Origin of the sequence: Streptomyces barkulensis, from assembly GCF_002843305.1 — a bacterium.
Classification (GTDB): Bacteria; Actinomycetota; Actinomycetes; order Streptomycetales; family Streptomycetaceae; genus Streptomyces; species Streptomyces barkulensis.
In genome coordinates, this window is record NZ_PGSG01000105.1 from 150,704 (window position 1) to 170,241 (window position 19,538).

Consider the following 19,538-nt stretch of genomic DNA (forward strand, 5'->3'; position numbering starts at 1 on the left):
GCGGCCCGTGATCCGGTGTCGGTGGTGCGTGGCAGGATCGGGGCGTGGCCAACAAAGCATCGAAAGCGACCGCAGCGAACTCCTCCGAACCGCCCGAGTCCCAGGACCGGCGCCTGCTCCTGCTGGACGGGCACTCCCTCGCCTACCGGGCGTTCTTCGCGTTGCCCGAGGAGAACTTCTCCACCACCACCGGGCAGCCGACGAACGCGATCTACGGTTTCGCCTCGATGCTGGCGAACACGCTGCGCGACGAGGACCCCACCCATCTGGCGGTCGCCTTCGACGTGTCACGCACGACCTGGCGCACCCAGGAGTTCGCCGACTACAAGGCGAACCGCTCCAAGTCCCCGGACGGCTTCAAGGGGCAGGTGGAGCTGATCGGCGAGCTGCTGGACGCGATGGGCGTCCGGCGGTTCGCGGTGGAGGGCTTCGAGGCGGACGACATCATCGCCACCCTGGCCACGCAGGCGGTGGCCGAGGGCTTCCACGTCTCGATCGTCACCGGTGACCGCGACTCCCTCCAGCTCGTCAACGACGCGACGACGGTGCTGTACCCCACGCGGGGAGTGTCGGAGCTGACCCGCTTCACCCCCGGGAAGGTGGAGGAGAAGTACGGCCTGACCCCCGAGCAGTACCCGGACTTCGCGGCCCTGCGCGGCGACCCGTCGGACAACCTGCCCGGCATTCCCGGGGTGGGCGAGAAGACCGCCGCGAAGTGGATCAGGCAGTTCGGCTCCCTCACCGAGCTGCTGGAGCGGGCCGACGAGGTCAAGGGCAAGGTCGGGGAGAAGCTGCGCGACCACCTCGACAGCGTCCGGCTCAACCGGCGGCTGACGGCGCTGGTGTGCGACGTCGAGCTGCCGGCCGGCCCGGCGGACCTGGCGCGGGCGCCGTACGACCGGGGGGCGCTGGAGGTGGTGCTGGACGCGCTGGAGTTCCGCAACACCGGCTTCCGCGACCGGCTGTACGCGGTCGACCCGGGCGCGTCCGGCCAGGAGGAGGCGGCCCCGGCGGACGGCGTGGAGGTCGACGGGGTGGTCGCCGGCGCGGGTGAGCTGGCCCCCTGGCTGGCCGAGCACGCCGCGTCCGGCACCGATCCGCTGGGCGTGGCCACCGTCGACAGCTGGAAGCTGGGCGCGGGAAGCGTCGGCGAGATCGCCCTGGCCACAGGACGGGGGCCGGCGGTGTGGTTCGACCCCGCCCAGCTGGACGAGGCCGACGAGCGGGCGTTCGCGGAGTGGATCGCCGACGGGGACCGGCCGAAGGTCATGCACGACGCCAAGGCGGTGATGCGGGTCTTCGCCGAGCACGGCTGGAGCGTCGCCGGCGTCACGATGGACACCGCGCTGGCCGCCTACCTGGTGCAGCCGGGCCGCCGCTCGTTCGCCCTGGAGGCGCTGTCGGTGGAGTTCCTGGGCCGGGAGCCGGCCCGGCCCGCCGAGAGCAGCGGGCAGCTGGCGCTGGGCGCGGACGAGGAGGCCGAGGCGGACGCGCTGATGGCCCGGGCCCGCACCGCCCTGGACCTGGGCGGGGCGCTGGCCGGGCGGCTGACGGAGGTCGGCGCGTCCGGTCTGCTCCAGGACATCGAGCTGCCGACCTCGGGCCTGCTGGCGCGGATGGAGCGGGCGGGCATCGCCGCGGACCGCGAGTGGCTGGGCCGTATGGAGCAGCAGTTCGCCGCGGCCGTCCAGCAGGCGGTGCGCGAGGCGCACACCTCGGTGGGCCACGAGTTCAACCTCGGCTCGCCCAAGCAGCTGCAGGAGGTGCTCTTCGGCGAGCTGGGCCTGCCGAAGACGAAGCGGACCAAGACCGGTTACACCACGGACGCCGACGCGCTGACCTGGCTGGCGACGCAGACCGAGCACGAGCTGCCGGTGATCATGCTGCGCCACCGCGAGCAGTCCAAGCTGCGCACCACCGTCGAGGGCCTGATCAAGACGATCGCCGCCGACGGCCGCATCCACACCACGTTCAACCAGACGGTCGCCGCCACCGGCAGGCTCTCCTCCACCGACCCCAATCTGCAGAACATCCCGGTGCGCACCGACGAGGGCCGGGCCATTCGCCGGGGCTTCGTGGTCGGCGAGGGCTACGAGTCGCTGCTGACGGCCGACTACAGCCAGATCGAACTGCGGGTGATGGCGCACCTGTCGGAGGACGAGGGCCTGATCGAGGCGTTCACCTCCGGCGAGGACCTGCACACCACCGCCGCCTCCCAGGTCTTCGAGGTCCCCAAGGACCGGGTGGACCCGGAGATGCGCCGCAAGATCAAGGCCATGTCGTACGGGCTGGCCTACGGGCTGTCGGCCTTCGGCCTGTCGCAGCAGCTCGGCATCACCGCCGACGAGGCGCGCAGGCTGATGGACGCCTACTTCGAGCGCTTCGGAGGGGTGCGCGACTACCTGCACCGGGTGGTGGAGGACGCCCGGGCCACCGGCTACACCCACACCATCCTGGGCCGCCGCCGTTACCTGCCCGACCTCAACAGCGACAACCGCCAGCGCCGCGAGATGGCCGAGCGGATGGCGCTCAACGCCCCGATCCAGGGCACCGCCGCGGACATCGTGAAGATCGCGATGCTGAAGGTGGACCGGGCACTGGGCGAGGCGGAGCTGCGCTCGCGCATGCTGCTCCAGGTGCACGACGAGATCGTGCTGGAGGTCGCCCCGGGCGAACGGGAGGCGGTGGAGGAGCTGGTGCGCCGGGAGATGGCCGGAGCCGTCCGGCTGAGGGCGCCGCTGGACGTCTCCGTGGGCTCCGGCGGGAACTGGGAGGACGCCGCCCACTGAGGCGGTCGCGGAGGGCCGTGTGCCGCCCGGGGGCCGGCGCCGGCCCCCGGGCGGCACACGGCGGTGAACGTCCGGTGGAACGGTCGTGTGCGTTGCCGCGTCGTCCTCGGATGTGGTGGATCGGGTGCCGAACTTGCCGTAGTGTCCCGTTCGTTACGCCTCACGAGGGAGGCGGTGCGGCCGGGGCACGGACATGCGGCAGGTGCCGGGGGAACCGGGCACACAGGACGTACACAACCGTACAGAGCGTCTGAGGGACGCCACATCCGGCGGATGCGGCGCGGCAGCGCGTGACATACAGCGTGGAGGGTCTGGCAGATGGCGGCTCGGCGGCTCGTGGGCAGGGTCCGAAGGGGCGTTACCAGCACCGCGGTGGCGGCGGCGGCGATGGCCGCGCTCACCGCGTCCCAGGGGCCCGGCCTGGAACTGGTGCAACCCGGCGGCAGGGAGGCGGCCGGCTCCCCGGAGTCCCCCGACCTTCCCGCCGACGGCAACTCCCCTTACCACACCGAGCTTCCGCCGCTGGTCAAGCCGGACAAGCCCGAATCCTCCAGCGATCTGCCGGACGTCACCGGTCCCGCCGAGTCCGGCATACCCGCCACCGTTCTGGCCGCCTACAAGCGGGCGGAGCGGACCCTGGGCGAGGAGCGGCCCGGCTGCAACCTTCCCTGGCAACTCCTGGCCGCGATAGGCAAGGTGGAGTCCGGGCAGGCGCGCGGCGGAGCCGTGGACGCCCGGGGCACCACCCACAAGCCGATCCTCGGGCCCGCGCTCAACGGTGTGGGCTTCGCGCACATCTCGGACACCGACGGCGGTGCGTACGACGGCGACACCCGCTACGACCGGGCCGTCGGGCCGATGCAGTTCATCCCGTCCACCTGGGCCAACTGGGGCGCGGACGGCAACGGCGACGGCCGTGAGGACCCGAACAACATCTACGACGCCGCCCTCGCCGCGGGGCGCTACCTGTGCGCGGGCGGCAGGAACCTGTCGGACCCGGCCGATCTGGAACGGGCCGTCCTCAGCTACAACCGGTCGCGGGAGTACCTGCGGACGGTGCTGTCCTGGCTGGACTTCTACCGCAAGGGCGTCCACGAGGTGCCCGACGGCGAGGGAACGCTGCCCGACAGCCCCGGCGCGGGCAACGAGTCGCGGCCCGCACGGCCGGGCGGCGAGCCGGCCGGCGGCTCCACCGGGGGACCGGGGGAGAAGGCCGACGACCGCAGGGGCGGCGACGGCGGTGAGAAGGGGGAGGACGGGAAGCCCTCCCCGAAGCCGCCCGTCTCCGAGGACGGTACGGTCACCCCTCTTCCGCCCGACGACTCCGAGAAGCCCGGGGAGGAACCGGACAATCCCGGGGAGCCCGGGGAACCCGGGGAGGACCCGGACGACCCCGGGGAGGGCACGGACGAGCCGGGCAACCCGGAGGAGCCCGGCGAGGAGCCTGAGAAGCCCGGGGAGGAACCGGACAACCCCGAGAAGCCCGGGGAAGAGCCCGAAGAGCCCGGGGAGGAACCGGACAACCCCGAGGAGCCTGGAGAGGAGCCGGAGGAGCCCGAGAACCCGGACGAGCCCGGCTGCCCGGCGGAGCCGGACGACCCCGAGAGCCCGGACGGCCCCGAGAGCCCGGAGGAGCCCGGCGGGAGCACCGAGGAGCCGGCCGACCCGTCCTCCCCCGCCCCGACCGGGGAGCCGGGCGAGGACTCCGAGGACCCGGAGGAATCCGAGAACCCGGACGAGCCCGCCGAGGACCCGGAGAACCCGGAAGACCCGGAGAACCCCTGCGGGGACGAGGAGCCGGAGGACCCGGACGAGCCCGGGGAGCCGGGCGAGGACGGCAGCGGCCAGCAGGACGACGGGGAGCAGACCCCCGCCCCGACCGCCGGCCCCACCGTCCAGGCCCGCCAGGAGGACTGAACCGCCGTGCCGCGGGGTCCGGCGGCCACCGGACCCCGCGGCACGGCGGGCGCCGCTCAGCCTCCCCGCCCGGAAGCCCGCCGCGCCGCGGCGGTCGTACGCCCGGTCGGCCGGGCGGCCGCCGGGTCCTCGGGCCAGGGGTGCTTGGGGTAGCGGCCGCGCAGTTCGGCCCGCACCGAGCGGTAGCCGTCGCGCCAGAACGACGCCAGGTCCGCGGTCACGGCCGCCGGCCGCCCCGCGGGCGACAGCAGATGGACCAGCAGCGGCACCCGGCCGCCCGCCAGGCGGGGCGCCTCCTGCCAGCCGAACAGCTCCTGGAGTTTGACCGCGAGCACCGGCCGCTCCCCGCCGTAGTCCACCCGTACCCGCGAGCCCGAGGGCACCTCGATCCGCTCCGGCGCCAGTTCGTCCAGCCGGGCGGCGTCCCCGAAGGTCCAGGGCAGCAGCGCGTTCAGCAGCCGGCCGGCGTCCGCGTGCTCCAGATCGGCCCGCTGCCGCACCGGGCCCGGCAGCCCGTCCAGCCACTCGTCCGCCCGTGCCAGCAGCGCCTCGTCCGACACGTCCGGCCACGGCTCGCCCAGCTCCCGGTGGAGGAAGGCCAGCCGCTGCCGCAGCGACGCGGCCTCCCGCGTCCAGCGCAGCAGCCCCACGCCCTCGCGCCGCAGCCCCTCCAGCAGGGCCGCACGCACCGGCGCGGGGCCGGGGTCGCGCAGGGGGCGGGAGGACAGTTCGATCGAGCCCAGCCGTTCCACGCGCCGGGCCACCACATCGCGCCGCCCGGCGGACCAGCCGATCTCCTCGGCCTCCGAGTACAGGGCCCCGGCCGCCTCCCGCACCGTCTCCTCGTCGGCCGCCGCGGCCAGCCGTATCCGCGCGGAGGCGGCCCCCACGGGCCGGTCGGCGACGGCGACCGCCAGCCAGGTGGCGTCGCGCAGCCCGGACCCCGGGGCGAGTTCGGCGCGGGTGCCGGAGGCCATCAGATACGCCCGTTCGCCGCGCGAGCGCGCCACCCGCTCGGGGAAGGCCAGCGCCACCACCAGGGCGGCGGCCGCGTCGTCGGCCGCTCCCGCGGACTCCTGCCCGCCGCGCCCGCCGGGCAGGGCGCCCTCCAGCCGGCGCGCCTCCCGGCGCCAGCGGGCGGCGTAGGCGTCCCGGCCCCGGCGCGCGGTGCGCCACACCGCCGCCATCTCGTCGCCGTACTCCCGGGGCGGCTCCTCGCTCAGCAGCGCCACCACCTCGGCCGCCGGCCGCGCCCCCACCCGGGGAGCGGCGTCCAGCAGGGCGCGCGCCAGCCGGGGGTGCAGGCCCAGCGAGGCCATCGCCTTCCCGCGTTCCGTGGCCCGCCCCCGCGCGTCCACGGCGCCGATCGCCCGCAGCACCTCGCGGGCCGCCGCCATCGCGCCCTGCGCGGGCGCGTCGGGCAGCGCCAGTCCACGCGCGTCCGGATCCCCCCAGCAGGCCGCGCGCAGCGCGAAGGCGGTGAGGTCGGCGACGGCGATCTCGGGGGAGGGGAAGCGCGGCAGCCGGTCGTGCTCGGCCTCCGGCCAGCAGCGGTAGACCACCCCCGGCGCCTCACGTCCGGCCCGTCCCGCGCGCTGCCGGGCCGATGCCCGCGAGGCCCGCACCGTCGCCAGCGCGCTCAGCCCCCGGGCGTGGTCGGTGCGCGGCTCGCGGGACAGCCCGGCGTCCACCACCACCCGCACCCCGGGCACCGTCAGGCTGGACTCGGCCACCGCCGTGGCCAGCACCACCCGCCGCCGTCCGGCCGGACCCGCCAGCACCGCGTCCTGGACGGCGGCCGGGGCCCGCCCGTGCACCTGGAGCACCTCGGCGCCGGCACCTGCGTCCAGCAGAGCCGCCACCCGGGCGATCTCCCCGGTCCCCGGCAGGAAGCACAGCACGTCGCCCTCCTCCTCCCGCAGCGCCCGGCGCACCGTGTCCGCGACGTGCTCCAGCAGGGCCGGATCCACCCGCGTGCCGTGGGCGGGGCGCACCGGGCGGGCCGGGGGCGCCCACACCACCCGCACCGGATGGGAGACGCCGGACGCCTCCACCACGGGCGCGTCCAGCAGCCGGGCCCAGGCGCCGGCGTCGGTGGTGGCCGAGGCGGCGACCAGACGCAGTTCCTCCCGCAGCGCGGCGCGTACGTCCAGCAGGAAGGCGGCGGCGGTGTCCGCGTCCAGATGCCGCTCGTGGCACTCGTCCAGCACCACCGTGTCCACCCCGGGCAGCTCCGGGTCCCGCTGGAGCCGCTGGAGCAGCACCCCGGTGGTCACCACCTCCACCAGGCAGCCGGGTCCGACCGCCCGCTCCCCGCGCACGGTGAACCCGACCCTCGCGCCGACGGGCTCGCCCAGCAGCCAGGCCATCCGCCGCGCCGCGGCCCGCACCGCGATCCGGCGCGGTTCGGCGACCAGCACGCGCCGCGCCGCAGCCCCCTCCCGCGGGCCGGCGAGCCCGGCCAGGGCGAGCGGCACCAAGGTGGTCTTGCCGGTGCCCGGCGGGGCGCACAGCACGGCCGCCCCGCGCGTGTCGAGGGCCGCCTCCAGTGCGGGCAGGACGGTGCGTACGGGAAGTCGGCTCAGGGCGTCGGTCCGCAGGGGCATGCCCCCATCCTCGCAGCGCTCCTAAGGCTCCCCGGAAGCTCCTTCCCAGTGCCGCCGGTCCCGCTCGCAGACGAAGATCGCGGTGCCCGGGATCAGCCGGCCGCGCAGCGGCGACCAGCCTCCCCACTCCTGCCGGTTCCACTCGGGCCACTCCGGCTCCACCAGGTCCACCAGGCGGAACCCGGCGGCGGTGAGGTCGCGCACGCGGTCGCCGAGGGTGCGGTGGTGCTCGACGTAGACGGCGCGCCCCCGCTCGTCCTGCTCCACGTAGGGAGTGCGGTCGAAGTAGGAGGCGGCGACCGTCAGCCCCTCCGCACCCGGTTCGTCGGGGAAGGCCCAGCGGACCGGGTGCGTCACGGAGAACACCCACCGGCCGCCCGGCCGCAGGACGCGGCGCACCTCGCGCAGCACCCGCACCGGGTCGGCGACGAAGGGCAGCGCCCCGTACGCGGAGCAGGCCAGGTCGAAGGAGCCGTCGGCGAAGGGCAGTGCCCCGGCGTCGGCCTGCACCAGGGGGAACGCCGGGGCGGCGCCGTCGATGCGCAGTGCGTGCTGGAGCTGCCGGTGCGAGATGTCCAGGGCCACCGGGCGCGCCCCGCGCGCGGCCAGCCAGCGCGAGCACTGCGCCGCCCCGGCGCCGACCTCCAGCACCGAGCGGCCGGCCAGCCGCTCCGCCGGGCCCAGCAGACCGGCCTCCTCCTCGTCCAGGCCCTCCGGGCCCCACACGAAGCGGTCGTCGCCGAGGAAGCCGCCGTGCTCGCGCTGGTAGTCGTCGGCGTTCCGGTCCCACCAGCCGCGGCCGGCCCGGCTGCTCTCGGCGGCGTCCGCGTCGCGGCGGGTGGCCTCCGGCTCTGGTTCGCTGTCCTGGTTCATCTCGCCCGTCGTCGTAGCCTTCGGTTCCGGCGGGGCCGGAAGGGAAACGCCGGGGGGCGGTGCGGGCCTCGAGGAGGCGGGAACGGGACGCGGATCCGGCGACTTGTGCCGGATTTGGGACCAAAGTCCCGTGTGTCCTCGTTCGCGCATTGACCCCGCCCGGCTGCCCCCGTATGCTACAAGTTGCGCTGCGGGCCTGCGCGCCTCGGACGGAGCAGGTCGCGCTCGCATCTGTTGTATGTCCCCTCGGTTGTCGAGGTGCTCGTGGTTTCCCCGGAGATCTTCGGTTGAGCACCTCTCAGGCTGTCCGGCTTCGGCAGTGCGATACGGGCTCTCGGCGTAGCAGTACCTACGACTTCAATGTCCGTACCGGAGCCCTTTTCCACATGACGAGCAGCACCGAGACCACCGTGACCACCCCGCAGGTTGCGGTTAACGACATCGGTTCCGAGGAAGCCTTCCTCGCCGCGATCGACGAGACGATCAAGTACTTCAACGACGGCGACATCGTCGACGGCGTCATCGTGAAGGTCGACCGGGACGAGGTCCTGCTCGACATCGGCTACAAGACCGAAGGCGTCATCCCTTCCCGAGAGCTGTCGATCAAGCACGATGTCGACCCGAACGAGGTCGTCGCCGTCGGTGACGAGATCGAGGCCCTGGTCCTCCAGAAGGAGGACAAGGAGGGCCGCCTGATCCTCTCGAAGAAGCGTGCCCAGTACGAGCGGGCCTGGGGCACCATCGAGAAGATCAAGGAAGAGGACGGCATCGTCACCGGTACCGTCATCGAGGTCGTCAAGGGTGGTCTCATCCTCGACATCGGCCTCCGCGGCTTCCTGCCGGCCTCCCTGGTCGAGATGCGTCGTGTCCGCGACCTCCAGCCGTACGTCGGCAAGGAGCTCGAGGCCAAGATCATCGAGCTGGACAAGAACCGCAACAACGTGGTCCTCTCCCGCCGCGCCTGGCTGGAGCAGACCCAGTCCGAGGTTCGCCAGACCTTCCTCACCACCCTCCAGAAGGGCCAGGTGCGGTCCGGCGTCGTCTCCTCGATCGTCAACTTCGGCGCCTTCGTGGACCTGGGCGGCGTGGACGGTCTGGTCCACGTCTCCGAGCTGTCCTGGAAGCACATCGACCACCCGTCCGAGGTCGTCGAGGTCGGCCAGGAGGTCACGGTCGAGGTCCTGGACGTCGACATGGACCGCGAGCGCGTCTCCCTGTCGCTCAAGGCGACCCAGGAAGACCCGTGGCAGCAGTTCGCCCGGACCCACCAGATCGGCCAGGTCGTGCCCGGCAAGGTCACCAAGCTGGTGCCGTTCGGCGCGTTCGTCCGGGTCGACGAGGGCATCGAGGGCCTGGTCCACATCTCCGAGCTGGCCGAGCGCCACGTGGAGATCCCGGAGCAGGTCGTCCAGGTCAACGACGAGATCTTCGTCAAGGTCATCGACATCGACCTGGAGCGCCGCCGCATCAGCCTCTCGCTGAAGCAGGCCAACGAGTCCTTCGGCGCCGACCCGATGGCGGTCGAGTTCGACCCGACCCTGTACGGCATGGCCGCGTCCTACGACGACCAGGGCAACTACATCTACCCCGAGGGCTTCGACCCGGAGGCCAACGACTGGCTGCCGGGCTACGAGAAGCAGCGCGAGGAGTGGGAGCGCCAGTACGCCGAGGCGCAGCAGCGCTTCGAGCAGCACCAGGCGCAGGTGCTCAAGTCCCGCGAGGCCGACGCCCAGGCGGAGGCCGAGGGTGCCGCCGGCGGTGCCCCGCAGGGCGGCGGCGCCGGCGGTGGCGGCGGCTCGTACTCCTCGGAGTCGGGCGACAACTCCGGCGCCCTGGCGTCGGACGAGGCCCTGGCGGCCCTCCGCGAGAAGCTCGCGGGCGGCCAGAGCTGACCCGCCGGGCCACCGCGGCCGGCAGGCCGGCCCGCGGAGGCCCGCGGTAGCGCATGAAGCATGGCCTCCTCCCCGCCCGGGGAGGGGGCCATGTGGCGTTCCCGCCCCGTCGCGCGGCCCCCGCGGGGGACGCCGGGAGACCCCGGTGCCGGGGAACGCACCGAAGATGACACGATGCGGTGCCGGAGAGGCCTTCCGGTCACCCGGTCAGGGGAATGCGCACGCGGCGGCGGATGTTGCCGACAGACGGAAGCGACACGGAGGAGCGGCGAAGGTGCTGGACCCGCAGGGTTTGTACGCATGGGATCCGACCGGCCTGGCGGAGGCCGAGGCGGTCATCGGCGAGCCGGGCAGTGCAGGGCCCGTCATGCTCTACCACTTCGAGGGCTTCATCGACGCCGGCGAGACCGGCGGGCAGATCGTCGAAGGACTGCTGGACGGCGGCCCGCGCACGACCGTCGCCCGCTTCGACGTGGACCGCCTCGTCGACTACCGCGCCCGCCGGCCGGTGATGACCTTCCGGCGCGACCACTGGGCGTCCTACGACACCCCCCGGCTGGAACTGCGGCTGCTGCGGGACGCCACCGGCACCCCCTTCCTGCTGCTGGCCGGCCCCGAGCCGGACGTGGAGTGGGAGCGGTTCACGGCCGCCGTGCGCGAGATCGTCGAGAGGCTCGGCGTGCGGCTGTCCGTCGGCTTCCACGGCATCCCCATGGGCGTGCCCCACACCCGCCCCGTCGGCCTCACCCCGCACGGCAACCGCCTGGACCTCACCCCCGTGCGCCAGATGCCCTTCGACGAGGCGCAGGTCCCCGGCAGCGCCGCCTCGCTGCTGGAACTGCGGCTGGCCGAGTCCGGCCACGACGTACTGGGCTTCGCCGCGCACGTCCCGCACTACGTGGCCCGCTCCACCTACCCTGAGGCCGCCCTGACCGTGGTCGAGTCGATCACCGCGGCCACCGGGCTGGTGCTGCCGGAGGTCACCCAGGCGCTGCGCGCCGACGCGCACCGCGTGCGGGAGGAGATCGAGCGGCAGCTCGCGGAGGGGGACGGCGAACTGGTCGCGGTCGTCCGGGGTCTGGAGCAGCAGTACGACGCCGTGGCCGGGGCCGAGACCCGCGGCAGCCTGGTCGCCGAACCCGCCGAGCTGCCCTCGGCGGAGGAGCTGGGGGAGGTCTTCGAGCGTTTCCTGGCCGAGCGCGAGAACGGAGACGGGACCGGGGACGGGGAGGCCGGCGGTGCGGGGGACGACGGCGGCCCCCGGCCCTGACCGGGGCTCCGCCCACGCTTGGGTAGGGTGACGGCAGCCGCCGCGGGCGAACCCGTGTGCGGTACGCGGCCCCGCCGCCCGGCGCGGGGCGCGGTGCGGGCACGGACACAGGTGGAGGCGCGGCCATGCTCTCCGTGGGGCTGACAGGCGGAATCGGCGCGGGCAAGAGCGAGGTCTCGCGGCTGCTCGGCGCGTACGGCGCCGTGATCGTCGACGCCGACAAGATCGCCCGCGAGGTCGTCGAGCCGGGCACCGAGGGGCTCGCCGCGGTGGTCGCCGAGTTCGGCGAGGAGGTCCTGGCCCCGGACGGCACCCTGGACCGGCCCGGGCTCGGATCGATCGTCTTCGGCGACCCCGGGAAGCTGAAGGCGCTCAACGCGATCGTCCACCCGCTGGTCGGGGCGCGCTCGGCCGAACTCCAGCGCACGGCCGGCGAGGACGCGGTGGTCGTGCACGACGTGCCGCTGCTGACGGAGAACGGTCTCGCGCCCCTGTACGACCTGGTGGTCGTCGTCGACGCCTCCCCGGCCACCCAGCTCGACCGGCTGGTGCGGCTGCGCGGCATGGACGAGGAGGACGCCCGGGGCCGGATGGCCGCCCAGGCGACGCGCGAGCAGCGGCTGGCGGTCGCGGACATCGTCATCGACAACGACGGCCCGCTGGAGAAGCTGGAGCCCCAGGTCGCCGAGGTCTGGCGGCGGCTGAGGGAACGCGCCGGCGGGCGGGCCTGAGGACGACGGGCCTGAGGACGACGGGCCGGACGCGGCGGGCGGTGGGCGCGGCCGCGGCGGTGTGCTTGACGACTCCCCGTGCCGGGAAGAATCCCCGCACAAGGGCAGCGGGAATATGCCCGCGCGGCGGTGCGTTGCCGTGGCGGTACACCGGGGCGTCCCAGGACGTTCCCGGACGTCCCGCGACGCCCCGGTAAGCACCCCCGTACCCGAAGGACCCGTGATCCCGCGGCCAGTGCGACGCGGCCGATCCCGGTCGAGGAGGCGTCGACGTGCCCGAGACCACGCCCGAGACCCATGTCATCCAGTACCGTGCCGCGGAGCAGCTGCTGGCCGCCCGCGACCCCAGGGGCGCGCTGAAGCTCCTGGAGTCCGTCGTCACGGCCTTCCCGGAGAAGACGTCCGTCCGCCTGCTGCGTGCCCGCGCGTTCTTCCTCAGCGCCCAGCTGCGAGCCGCCGAGGAGGAGTTCCTGGTCGTCCTGGAGCGCGAACCGGACAACTCCTTCGCGCACTTCGCCCTCGGCCGCACCCTGGAGCGCGCGGGCCGCGACGAGGAGGCGCTGCGCCACTTCCGCCTGGCGGCGGCGCTGGACCCCCGGCCGGACTTCTGGGAGGCGGCCCGCTTCGGCGACCGCGCCGCCTGACCGCTGTCTGACCGCCGCGCGGCCCCGCCCGGCGCCTGCCCGGGCGGTTTCCTCCCGTGAGGCCGCACGGGCCGCCCGCCGCGCCCGGCCCCGGGCGCGCCGCCCTGCCGCCTGCCCAGCGCGCGCAACTCCACGCGGTCGGTCAGCTCCACCGGCAGTGGGCACAGCGTCCGGCCGCCCTCGCCGTCCAGCAGCTCCATGTGCGCGACCCCGTCCGGGGCCAGGGTGATACCGCGCACCGGTACCGGCGCCCCCCGGGGCACCAGAGCGGGCAGTACATGCGTCAGGGAACCCTCGCCGTCGATCTCCAGTTCGACTCGTGCGCCGCCCGCGCCGCCCGCGCCGCCCGCGCCGGTCCACACCACCCGCACCGCACCCCCGCCGACGGGCTCCGAGCGGCCGGGGGCGTACAGTCGCCGCAGCAGTTCGCCGTACTCCTGCCTGCCGCCCACCTCGAGGCCGATGGCTCCGAAGTGACTGGTCATGAGGCGCCCCCGTGGGACCGATCGGTTTCGACAGCCACCCACCGTCCTCCACCCGCCGGGGGAGGGCAATCGGATTTCGCCCCGGGCACCGGGGGATGATGGGCTGTGGGCCGCCTCTGTCCGCAGTGACCGGCCCGCCGTGTACACCCGCCCCGATCCCTGGACAGCCCGTGCCGATACCAGTCCTCCGCCCGGTTTCCACCGCCGCCGTCGCGCTGAGCGCCGCCCTGTTCCTGACGGGCTGCGAGACGATCGACCTCGAAGTCCCGCCCCCGGCGACGGAGTCCGGCGCGCCTGCCGGACGCGCCGTCAGCCCGCTGGAGAACGAGGAGGGCACCGAGCCGGGACTGGCGCCGGTCTCCTCCGCCGCGGACCGCGAGAGGGCCCGCGAGATCGTGTCGGAACTGGCGACCAAGGGACGCGGCCCCAGGACGGGGTACGACCGGGACGAGTTCGGCTACGCGTGGATGGACACCGCCGACGGGGTGCCGCTGGCGCGCAACGGCTGCGACACCCGCAACGACCTGCTCGCCCGTGACGGCGAGGAGTTGCGCTTCCGCTCCGGCTCCGACTGCGTGGTCGTCGCCATGACGCTGGCCGACCCCTACACGGGCGAGGAGATCGACTGGAAGAAGCAGGACGCCGCCGAGGTGCAGATCGACCATGTGGTGCCGCTGTCGTACGCCTGGCAGATGGGCGCGTCCCGCTGGCCGGAGGACAAGCGCGAGCGGCTCGCCAACGACCCGCTGAACCTGCTGCCGGTCGAGGGCCGCGCCAACTCGGCCAAGGGCGACTCCGGCCCGGCCTCCTGGCTGCCGCCGAACAAGCCGGTCCGCTGCGCCTACGCGGTGCGCTTCGCGCAGGTGGCCCTGGAATACGAGATGCCGGTCACCGGACCGGACAAGGAGACGATGCTCCGGCAGTGCGGGGGCTGAGCCCCGCCGTGAGGGCGGGCGGCCGGGCCGGGCGGCGGGGCGGGAGGTGGAGAGGGCGCTCTGGTGGAGAGGGCCGGTCTTCCCCAGCATGGGGGTACCGGCAGCATCCGCCGGCACCGTCCCCACCGGGAGGAACCATGAGACGCCCGCCCGTACCCGCGACCGTCCTGGCGTTACTGGCCGCTCTGGTCACCGTGCTCCTCGGCGCGCCCGCGGCCTCCGCCGCCTCCACCACCTCCACCACCTCCACCACTTCCACCACCTCCGCTTCGGCGGCGCCGATCGCCGTCCGCGGCGGCGACGTGCTGTACGACAGTCAGGGCCACCGCTGCATGGTGGCCTTCAACGCCCGCCGCGACACCGCGTACTACGGCCTCGCCGCGGGGCACTGCATGGGTTCGGAGCCCACCACCTGGTACGCCGACGCCGCACGGACCGTGCCGGTCGGCACCACCGCGGCCCGGAGCTTCCCCGGCAACGACTACGGGATCATCCGCTACACCAACACCACCCTGTCCTACCCCGGAGAGGTGAGTCTGGGCGGCGGGGCCGTCCGGGACATCACCGGCGCCGCCTCCCCCCGTGTGGGCCAGTCCGTCTGTCATGTGGGCCGGACCACCGGGCTGCGCTGCGGCACGGTCACCGCGGTCAACGTCACGGTCAGCTACCCCGGCGGCATCGTCTACGGGCTGTTCATGTCGAACGCCTGCTCGGAGCCGGGTGACACCGCAGGCCCCGCCTTCTCCGGCACCACGGCCCTCGGCGTCATCGTGGGCGGCAGCGGCAACTGCGTCTACGGCGGCGCCACGTACTACCAGCCCGTCACCGAGATCCTGGCCGCGTACGGGCTGAGCCTGTACTGAGGCCGGCGGGAGCACCCGGACGGGAGACGCCGGGCTCCCGGAGGCGTACTTGGCAGGGGATGCGACACCTTTTAGCTTGACGGTGTTCATTCAAATCGGAGGTGCCGTCGCAAGCGGTGCCTCCGGCTGCCGAGGAGGACCGTATGTTCGGCTGGAGAAGACCCCAGGCCCGTCGGATCACCGGCATCGCCACCGCCGTGCTGACCCTGGCGGGAGCGCTGTCCCTGGCCGCCCCGGCGGGGGCCGCCGCCGGTGACCGGCAGGGCGCCGGCCCGGAGGCGGCCGTGACCGAACGCCTCGTCGAACGCGGGCGCGCCGAGGCCGAAGTCGCGGCAGCGCACGACGCTACGCGCGTCAACGTCACCCGCGACACGGGAGGATGGGCCTTCGGCACGGCGGTGCTGGCGACCGAACCCGGCTCGCAGCGGATGCCCAGGGGCTGGCTGTTCCTCGCCGAGCGCGAGGGCGGGAGCTGGCGAGTCGCCCTGGAGGGCGAGGAGCGGTTCGCCGAGCTGTCCCGGCGCTCCCCGCTGGTCGACCCCGAGGAGAAGCCCCTGTTCGCCGCGCTCGACGGCAGGCAGGACAGGCAGGACAGGCGGGACAGGCGGGACAGACAGGACCGGGCCCCGGGGGGCAGCGGCCCCGGCGGCGAGGTCGTCGCGTACGGAGCGGGCGACTACCGCACCGGCATGGCGCTGCCGACGACCGTCGGCGCCAACACGGTCATGACCAGCGGCCCCCACGGCTGGAGCGGCAGCGCGGCGCCATGGAGCTCGCTGGACTTCGCCGGGGGCGACGAGGTGGTGCGCGCCGCCCGGCAGGGAACGGCCTACACCATGTGCCGGGGCTGGATACGGGTCGTCCACGACCGCGGCTACGCCACCGACTACTACCACCTGTGGAACAACATCAACACCGACGGCGGCTGGGTCAACACCGGCGCGTTCCTCGGCTACACGGGCACGGACGTCACCTGCGGCGGCGCCGCCTACGGCCGCCACGTCCACTTCGGCCTGATCCAGAACGGCTCGTACATCCCGCTCGCGGGACACAACCTGGGCAAGTGGGTGATCTACAACGGCTCCGCCGCCTACCAGGGCTCGGCGATGCACGGCAGCCGGCGGGTGGGTGCCGGCGGGACCCTGTACAACTACGGCGCGCTGGGTCTGAACCAGGCCGTGATCGACGCCAACGGAGGCGGTCACGTCAACAAACGCACCGGACCGGGCACCGGTCACGCGATCGCGGGCTCGGTCGCCGACGGAGCCACGGTCACCGTCTCCTGCTCCGCCTCCGGCACCTCGCACACCGGCCGCTACGGCACCACGAGCCTGTGGAACAGGCTCAGCGACGGCACCTGGATCAGCGACGCCTATGTGTGGTCGGGCGTCAACGGCCCGATCAGCGGCTGGTGCTGAGACGACTCGCTCGCCTCGCCCGCGCCGCACCGCCTCCGCGCGGTGCGGCGCGGGCGTCCGGCCGCGGTCGTAGACGGCGTACGCCGACAGGAGCCCGGACGGGGAGACGAACTGACCGACTTTCCCCGCGGAAGCGGCCGCATCCCCGCACACCGCCCTCGCCGCGGTGACGGCGAAGGTACCGTGCGTCGCCGAACGAACGGACTGGAGGCGGGGGTCGTGGGCACGACACGGCGAACGGTTGCGGCCGCACTGGCGGCGACCGGTGTGCTGCTGCTGGGCGGATGCGGGCAGACGGACGGCACCGGGGGGCCGGACGGCGCCGCCGCCGGGGAGGCCGGCGCCGGCGGCCGGTCCATCCCCCCGGAGCTGGTGGGCAGTTGGAGCACCGAGCGGTCCACCAACTTCGACACGACCGTCTTCAGCTTCTACGAGGACGGCGTCTACACCCGGGAGACCGGGGCGACTATGGTCACGGGCCGCTACGAGGTCAGGAACAGCACGCTCGTGACCTTCCCCGAGGAGGGGAAACCCAAGGAGTACACCTGGCGGACGGGAGAGGGCGGCTGCCTGCGTCTCGACGGAGTCCGCCACTGCCCGTACTCCTGAACCAGCGGCCCCCGCGGCTCTTGTGGCCTCGTGGCTCTTGTGGCCCCGCGGCCGGTGTGAGCGGTGGTCAGTGGGCCGCGGGCGGCGGCGGGGGCGGCAGGTGGCCGCACAGCCGCGGGCAGACGACCGTCCGTCCGGGCTCCGCCCCGGCCCTGGCCGGCGGGCGCTTGGCGTACCCTCTCCCGGCCGCCGGACGGCACCGCGCCCGCAGGGGGCGCCGGTGGGGGGATCCGTTGAAACAGCAGAGCCTGTGCGGGGACCGGGACAGAAAGCGGGGGGAAGGCAACACGCTCACACCGTATCGGCCCCGGCCCGTTTCCGGGCCTGCCGTGTGAGTACCGGCACACCGGCCGCAGGGCGCACGGGACTTGTGCCGCGTCAGCCGGACGACTGGCCGCCAGGACGCGACTCGCTCGGACGCACGATCACGAACCCCTCGCCGTCCAGCCTGAGTTGCACCGCCTCGCCGGAACCGCCGCGGATCATCGAGCCGAAGCTCTGCGAGCGGTGCAGCGAGGTGTCCAGCCGGGCGCTCCAGCCGACGACCGCGTCGGTGTCCACGAAGACCGGGCTGCCCGGGGAGACGGGGATGACGACGGGGGTGCCCTCGCAGATCACGCCCAGCCTGCCCTGCCCGGTGAAGACGCTGTTGAACAGGCCGCCGCCGGCCATGCCGGCGCCCTTGACCATCCTCACCTCGTACTGGAGGGTCGCGTCGAAGCAGAGGACGTTGCGCCCGTTGACGGTGAGGCTGTCGCCGGGGTCGATGTCGACGAGGAAGCAGTTGGCGGAGTCGTGGGCGAACCAGGCCTCGCCCCGGCCGCGGACGGACATCAGGGCGAGCCCCTCGCCGGTGACGGAGCGTTTGAGGAAGTTCCCCACCCCCTGCCCCTTCCTCTCGAACCTCAGATCTCCCCGGAAGGCGATCATCGCGCCCTGCCGGGCGTAGCACTCGCCGTCCACCACGTACCGGATCGACTGCGGATTCTGCAGGGACATGCCGGGGGCGGTGGCCGGCCGGACCATGTTCTCGGAGGCGAAGAGGTCGCTGCGCATGGGCGTATGCTCCCCGGAGCCCCGCGCCCCGCCAAGACGCCGCGCTCGCCCCGGCCGGCGGACCGCGTGGCGGGGAGCGGAGGCGGCGCCGATAGCGTGTTCCCATGGCGATGGACGGGATGAGGACGGCCGACGGGCTCGAGGACGCTCCGGGAAGCCGGGGGCCGACCGCGACGACACAGGCGCGGGCGGACGAGATGGGCGCCGTGCGGACGGTCTACGCGCCCGATCCGGACGGCGACCCCGACCCCGGAGAGATCGTCTGGACCTGGGTGCCGTACGAGGAGATGGACGGACGGGGCAAGGACCGGCCCGTCCTGGTCGTGGCGCGCGAGGCGGCCGGAACCCTGCTGGCCGTCCAGCTCTCCAGCAGGCGGCGGGACGGCGAGCACGACTGGGTGCCGCTCGGATCCGGTCCCTGGGACCGCTCAGGACGGGACTCGTGGGTGGATCTGGACCGGGTGCTGCGCGTCCATCCGCAGGGGATGCGGCGCGAGGCGTGCGCGCTGGACCGGGCGAGGTTCAACCGGGTCGTGCACAGCCTCCAGCGGCGGTACGGCTGGCGCTGACCCGGGCGCATACTGGCCCGGTACGGCACAACCGACTCACAGCGCTGCCGCGAAGGAGGCCACCGTGGACGGCCGGCTCAGCCCCATGCCCGAGGACTGGAACCGTGCGCTCGCGATCGTCGCGCACCCCGACGACCTGGAGTACGGCGCCGCCGCCGCGATCGCCCGGTGGACCGCCGCCGGCAGGGAGGTCGCCTATCTGATGGTCACCCGGGGCGAGGCCGGGATCGACACCATGGAGCCCGAGCGGGCGGCACGGGTGCGCCAGGCGGAGCAGCGGGCGAGCGCGGCCGTGGTCGGGGTGGAGAAGGTGGAGTTCCTGGACCACCGGGACGGGGTCGTCGAGGAGGGCGTCGCCCTGCGCCGCGACCTGACCGCCGCGATCCGCCGCCACCGGCCCGACCTGCTTGTCACACTCAACCACCACGAGACCTGGGGCGGCGTCAACTGGAACACCCCCGACCACCGGGCCGTCGGCCGTGCGGTGCTGGACGCGGCCGGGGACGCGGGCAACCGCTGGATCTTCACCGACCTGGCGGACCAGGGCCTGGAGCCGTGGGACGGGGTGCGCTGGGTGGCGGTCGCGGGGTCGGCGCAGCCGACGCACGCCGTGGAGGTGGCGCGGGAGGACGTGGACCGGGCCGTCGCCTCCCTCGCCGAGCACCGTGCCTACATCGGGGCGCTCAGCGACAAGGAGCCCGCCGAGTACGCCCGCGAGTTCGTCACCGGTGTGATGGACATGCTCGCCGAACACACCGGCGGGCGGCGGGCCGTGGCCTTCCAGGTGTACCCGAGGGGGTGACCGGGGCGCTTCGGCCCGCGCGCCGAAGCGGCCCGCGCGCCGAAGCGGTGCGGCGACGGGTGCGGTACGGCGGTGGGTG

The 19,538-nt window shown here is 74.1% G+C and carries 15 protein-coding genes; 12 read left to right on the plus strand and 3 right to left on the minus strand.

Annotated elements, in window-relative coordinates:
• Positions 1-44: 44 nt before the first annotated feature.
• Together polA and CUT83_RS31750 are read left to right on the plus strand one after the other, a co-directional pair.
• On the plus strand, positions 45-2,789 hold the full coding sequence (gene polA / locus CUT83_RS22930; protein WP_101257716.1) for a DNA polymerase I: 2,745 nt from the start codon (positions 45-47) through the stop codon (positions 2,787-2,789).
• Between the two features lie 372 nt (positions 2,790-3,161).
• Positions 3,162-4,706 (plus strand): lytic murein transglycosylase, encoded by a 1,545-nt coding sequence (locus tag CUT83_RS31750; protein ID WP_420882434.1) that lies wholly within the window; start codon positions 3,162-3,164, stop codon positions 4,704-4,706.
• A 56-nt stretch (positions 4,707-4,762) separates the two neighbouring features.
• Here CUT83_RS31750 and hrpB read toward each other — a convergent pair whose 3' ends face one another.
• Positions 4,763-7,312, minus strand: coding sequence for an ATP-dependent helicase HrpB (hrpB, locus tag CUT83_RS22940; protein ID WP_101257717.1), 2,550 nt, complete (start codon positions 7,310-7,312; stop codon positions 4,763-4,765).
• Between the two features lie 21 nt (positions 7,313-7,333).
• Complete coding sequence (locus tag CUT83_RS22945) at positions 7,334-8,185, minus strand: class I SAM-dependent methyltransferase (protein ID WP_101257718.1); 852 nt, start codon at positions 8,183-8,185, stop codon at positions 7,334-7,336.
• A 386-nt stretch (positions 8,186-8,571) separates the two neighbouring features.
• Here CUT83_RS22945 and rpsA point away from each other — a divergent pair, with 386 nt between their 5' ends.
• The 8 genes from rpsA to CUT83_RS22985 all read left to right on the plus strand — a co-directional run bounded on the left by rpsA (position 8,572) and on the right by CUT83_RS22985 (position 17,032).
• Entirely contained in the window at positions 8,572-10,077 is a 1,506-nt protein-coding gene (gene rpsA / locus CUT83_RS22950; RefSeq protein ID WP_101257719.1) for a 30S ribosomal protein S1, read from the plus strand.
• A gap of 274 nt (positions 10,078-10,351) precedes the next feature.
• Entirely contained in the window at positions 10,352-11,347 is a 996-nt protein-coding gene (locus CUT83_RS22955; RefSeq protein ID WP_101257720.1) for a PAC2 family protein, read from the plus strand.
• 125 nt (positions 11,348-11,472) lie between these two features.
• Positions 11,473-12,078, plus strand: a complete 606-nt coding sequence (gene coaE / locus CUT83_RS22960; protein WP_101257721.1) for a dephospho-CoA kinase — start codon at positions 11,473-11,475, stop codon at positions 12,076-12,078.
• 272 nt (positions 12,079-12,350) lie between these two features.
• Positions 12,351-12,722, plus strand: coding sequence for a tetratricopeptide repeat protein (locus CUT83_RS22965; protein WP_093848361.1), 372 nt, complete (start codon positions 12,351-12,353; stop codon positions 12,720-12,722).
• A gap of 655 nt (positions 12,723-13,377) precedes the next feature.
• Positions 13,378-14,142 carry an HNH endonuclease family protein gene (locus CUT83_RS22970; protein WP_420882435.1) on the plus strand — a complete coding sequence of 255 codons (765 nt, stop codon included), beginning with the start codon at positions 13,378-13,380 and terminating at the stop codon, positions 14,140-14,142.
• A gap of 137 nt (positions 14,143-14,279) precedes the next feature.
• Entirely contained in the window at positions 14,280-15,005 is a 726-nt protein-coding gene (locus CUT83_RS22975; protein ID WP_101257722.1) for a S1 family peptidase, read from the plus strand.
• A 143-nt stretch (positions 15,006-15,148) separates the two neighbouring features.
• A complete protein-coding gene (locus CUT83_RS30570) occupies positions 15,149-16,423 on the plus strand; it encodes a hypothetical protein (RefSeq protein ID WP_206282644.1) in 1,275 nt (424 codons plus the stop codon).
• A 219-nt stretch (positions 16,424-16,642) separates the two neighbouring features.
• Positions 16,643-17,032, plus strand: coding sequence for a hypothetical protein (locus CUT83_RS22985; protein WP_101257723.1), 390 nt, complete (start codon positions 16,643-16,645; stop codon positions 17,030-17,032).
• A gap of 378 nt (positions 17,033-17,410) precedes the next feature.
• Here the strand turns inward: CUT83_RS22985 and CUT83_RS22990 are convergent, their stop codons facing one another.
• Positions 17,411-18,088, minus strand: coding sequence for an AIM24 family protein (locus CUT83_RS22990; RefSeq protein WP_101257724.1), 678 nt, complete (start codon positions 18,086-18,088; stop codon positions 17,411-17,413).
• A 110-nt stretch (positions 18,089-18,198) separates the two neighbouring features.
• On the opposite strand from CUT83_RS22990, the gene CUT83_RS22995 reads away from it, so the two are divergent.
• Positions 18,199-18,657 carry a type II toxin-antitoxin system PemK/MazF family toxin gene (locus CUT83_RS22995; RefSeq protein WP_240958030.1) on the plus strand — a complete coding sequence of 153 codons (459 nt, stop codon included), beginning with the start codon at positions 18,199-18,201 and terminating at the stop codon, positions 18,655-18,657.
• Positions 18,658-18,742: 85 nt separating this feature from the next.
• Positions 18,743-19,459 (plus strand): PIG-L deacetylase family protein, encoded by a 717-nt coding sequence (locus CUT83_RS23000; RefSeq protein ID WP_101257807.1) that lies wholly within the window; start codon positions 18,743-18,745, stop codon positions 19,457-19,459.
• Positions 19,460-19,538: the final 79 nt, after the last annotated feature.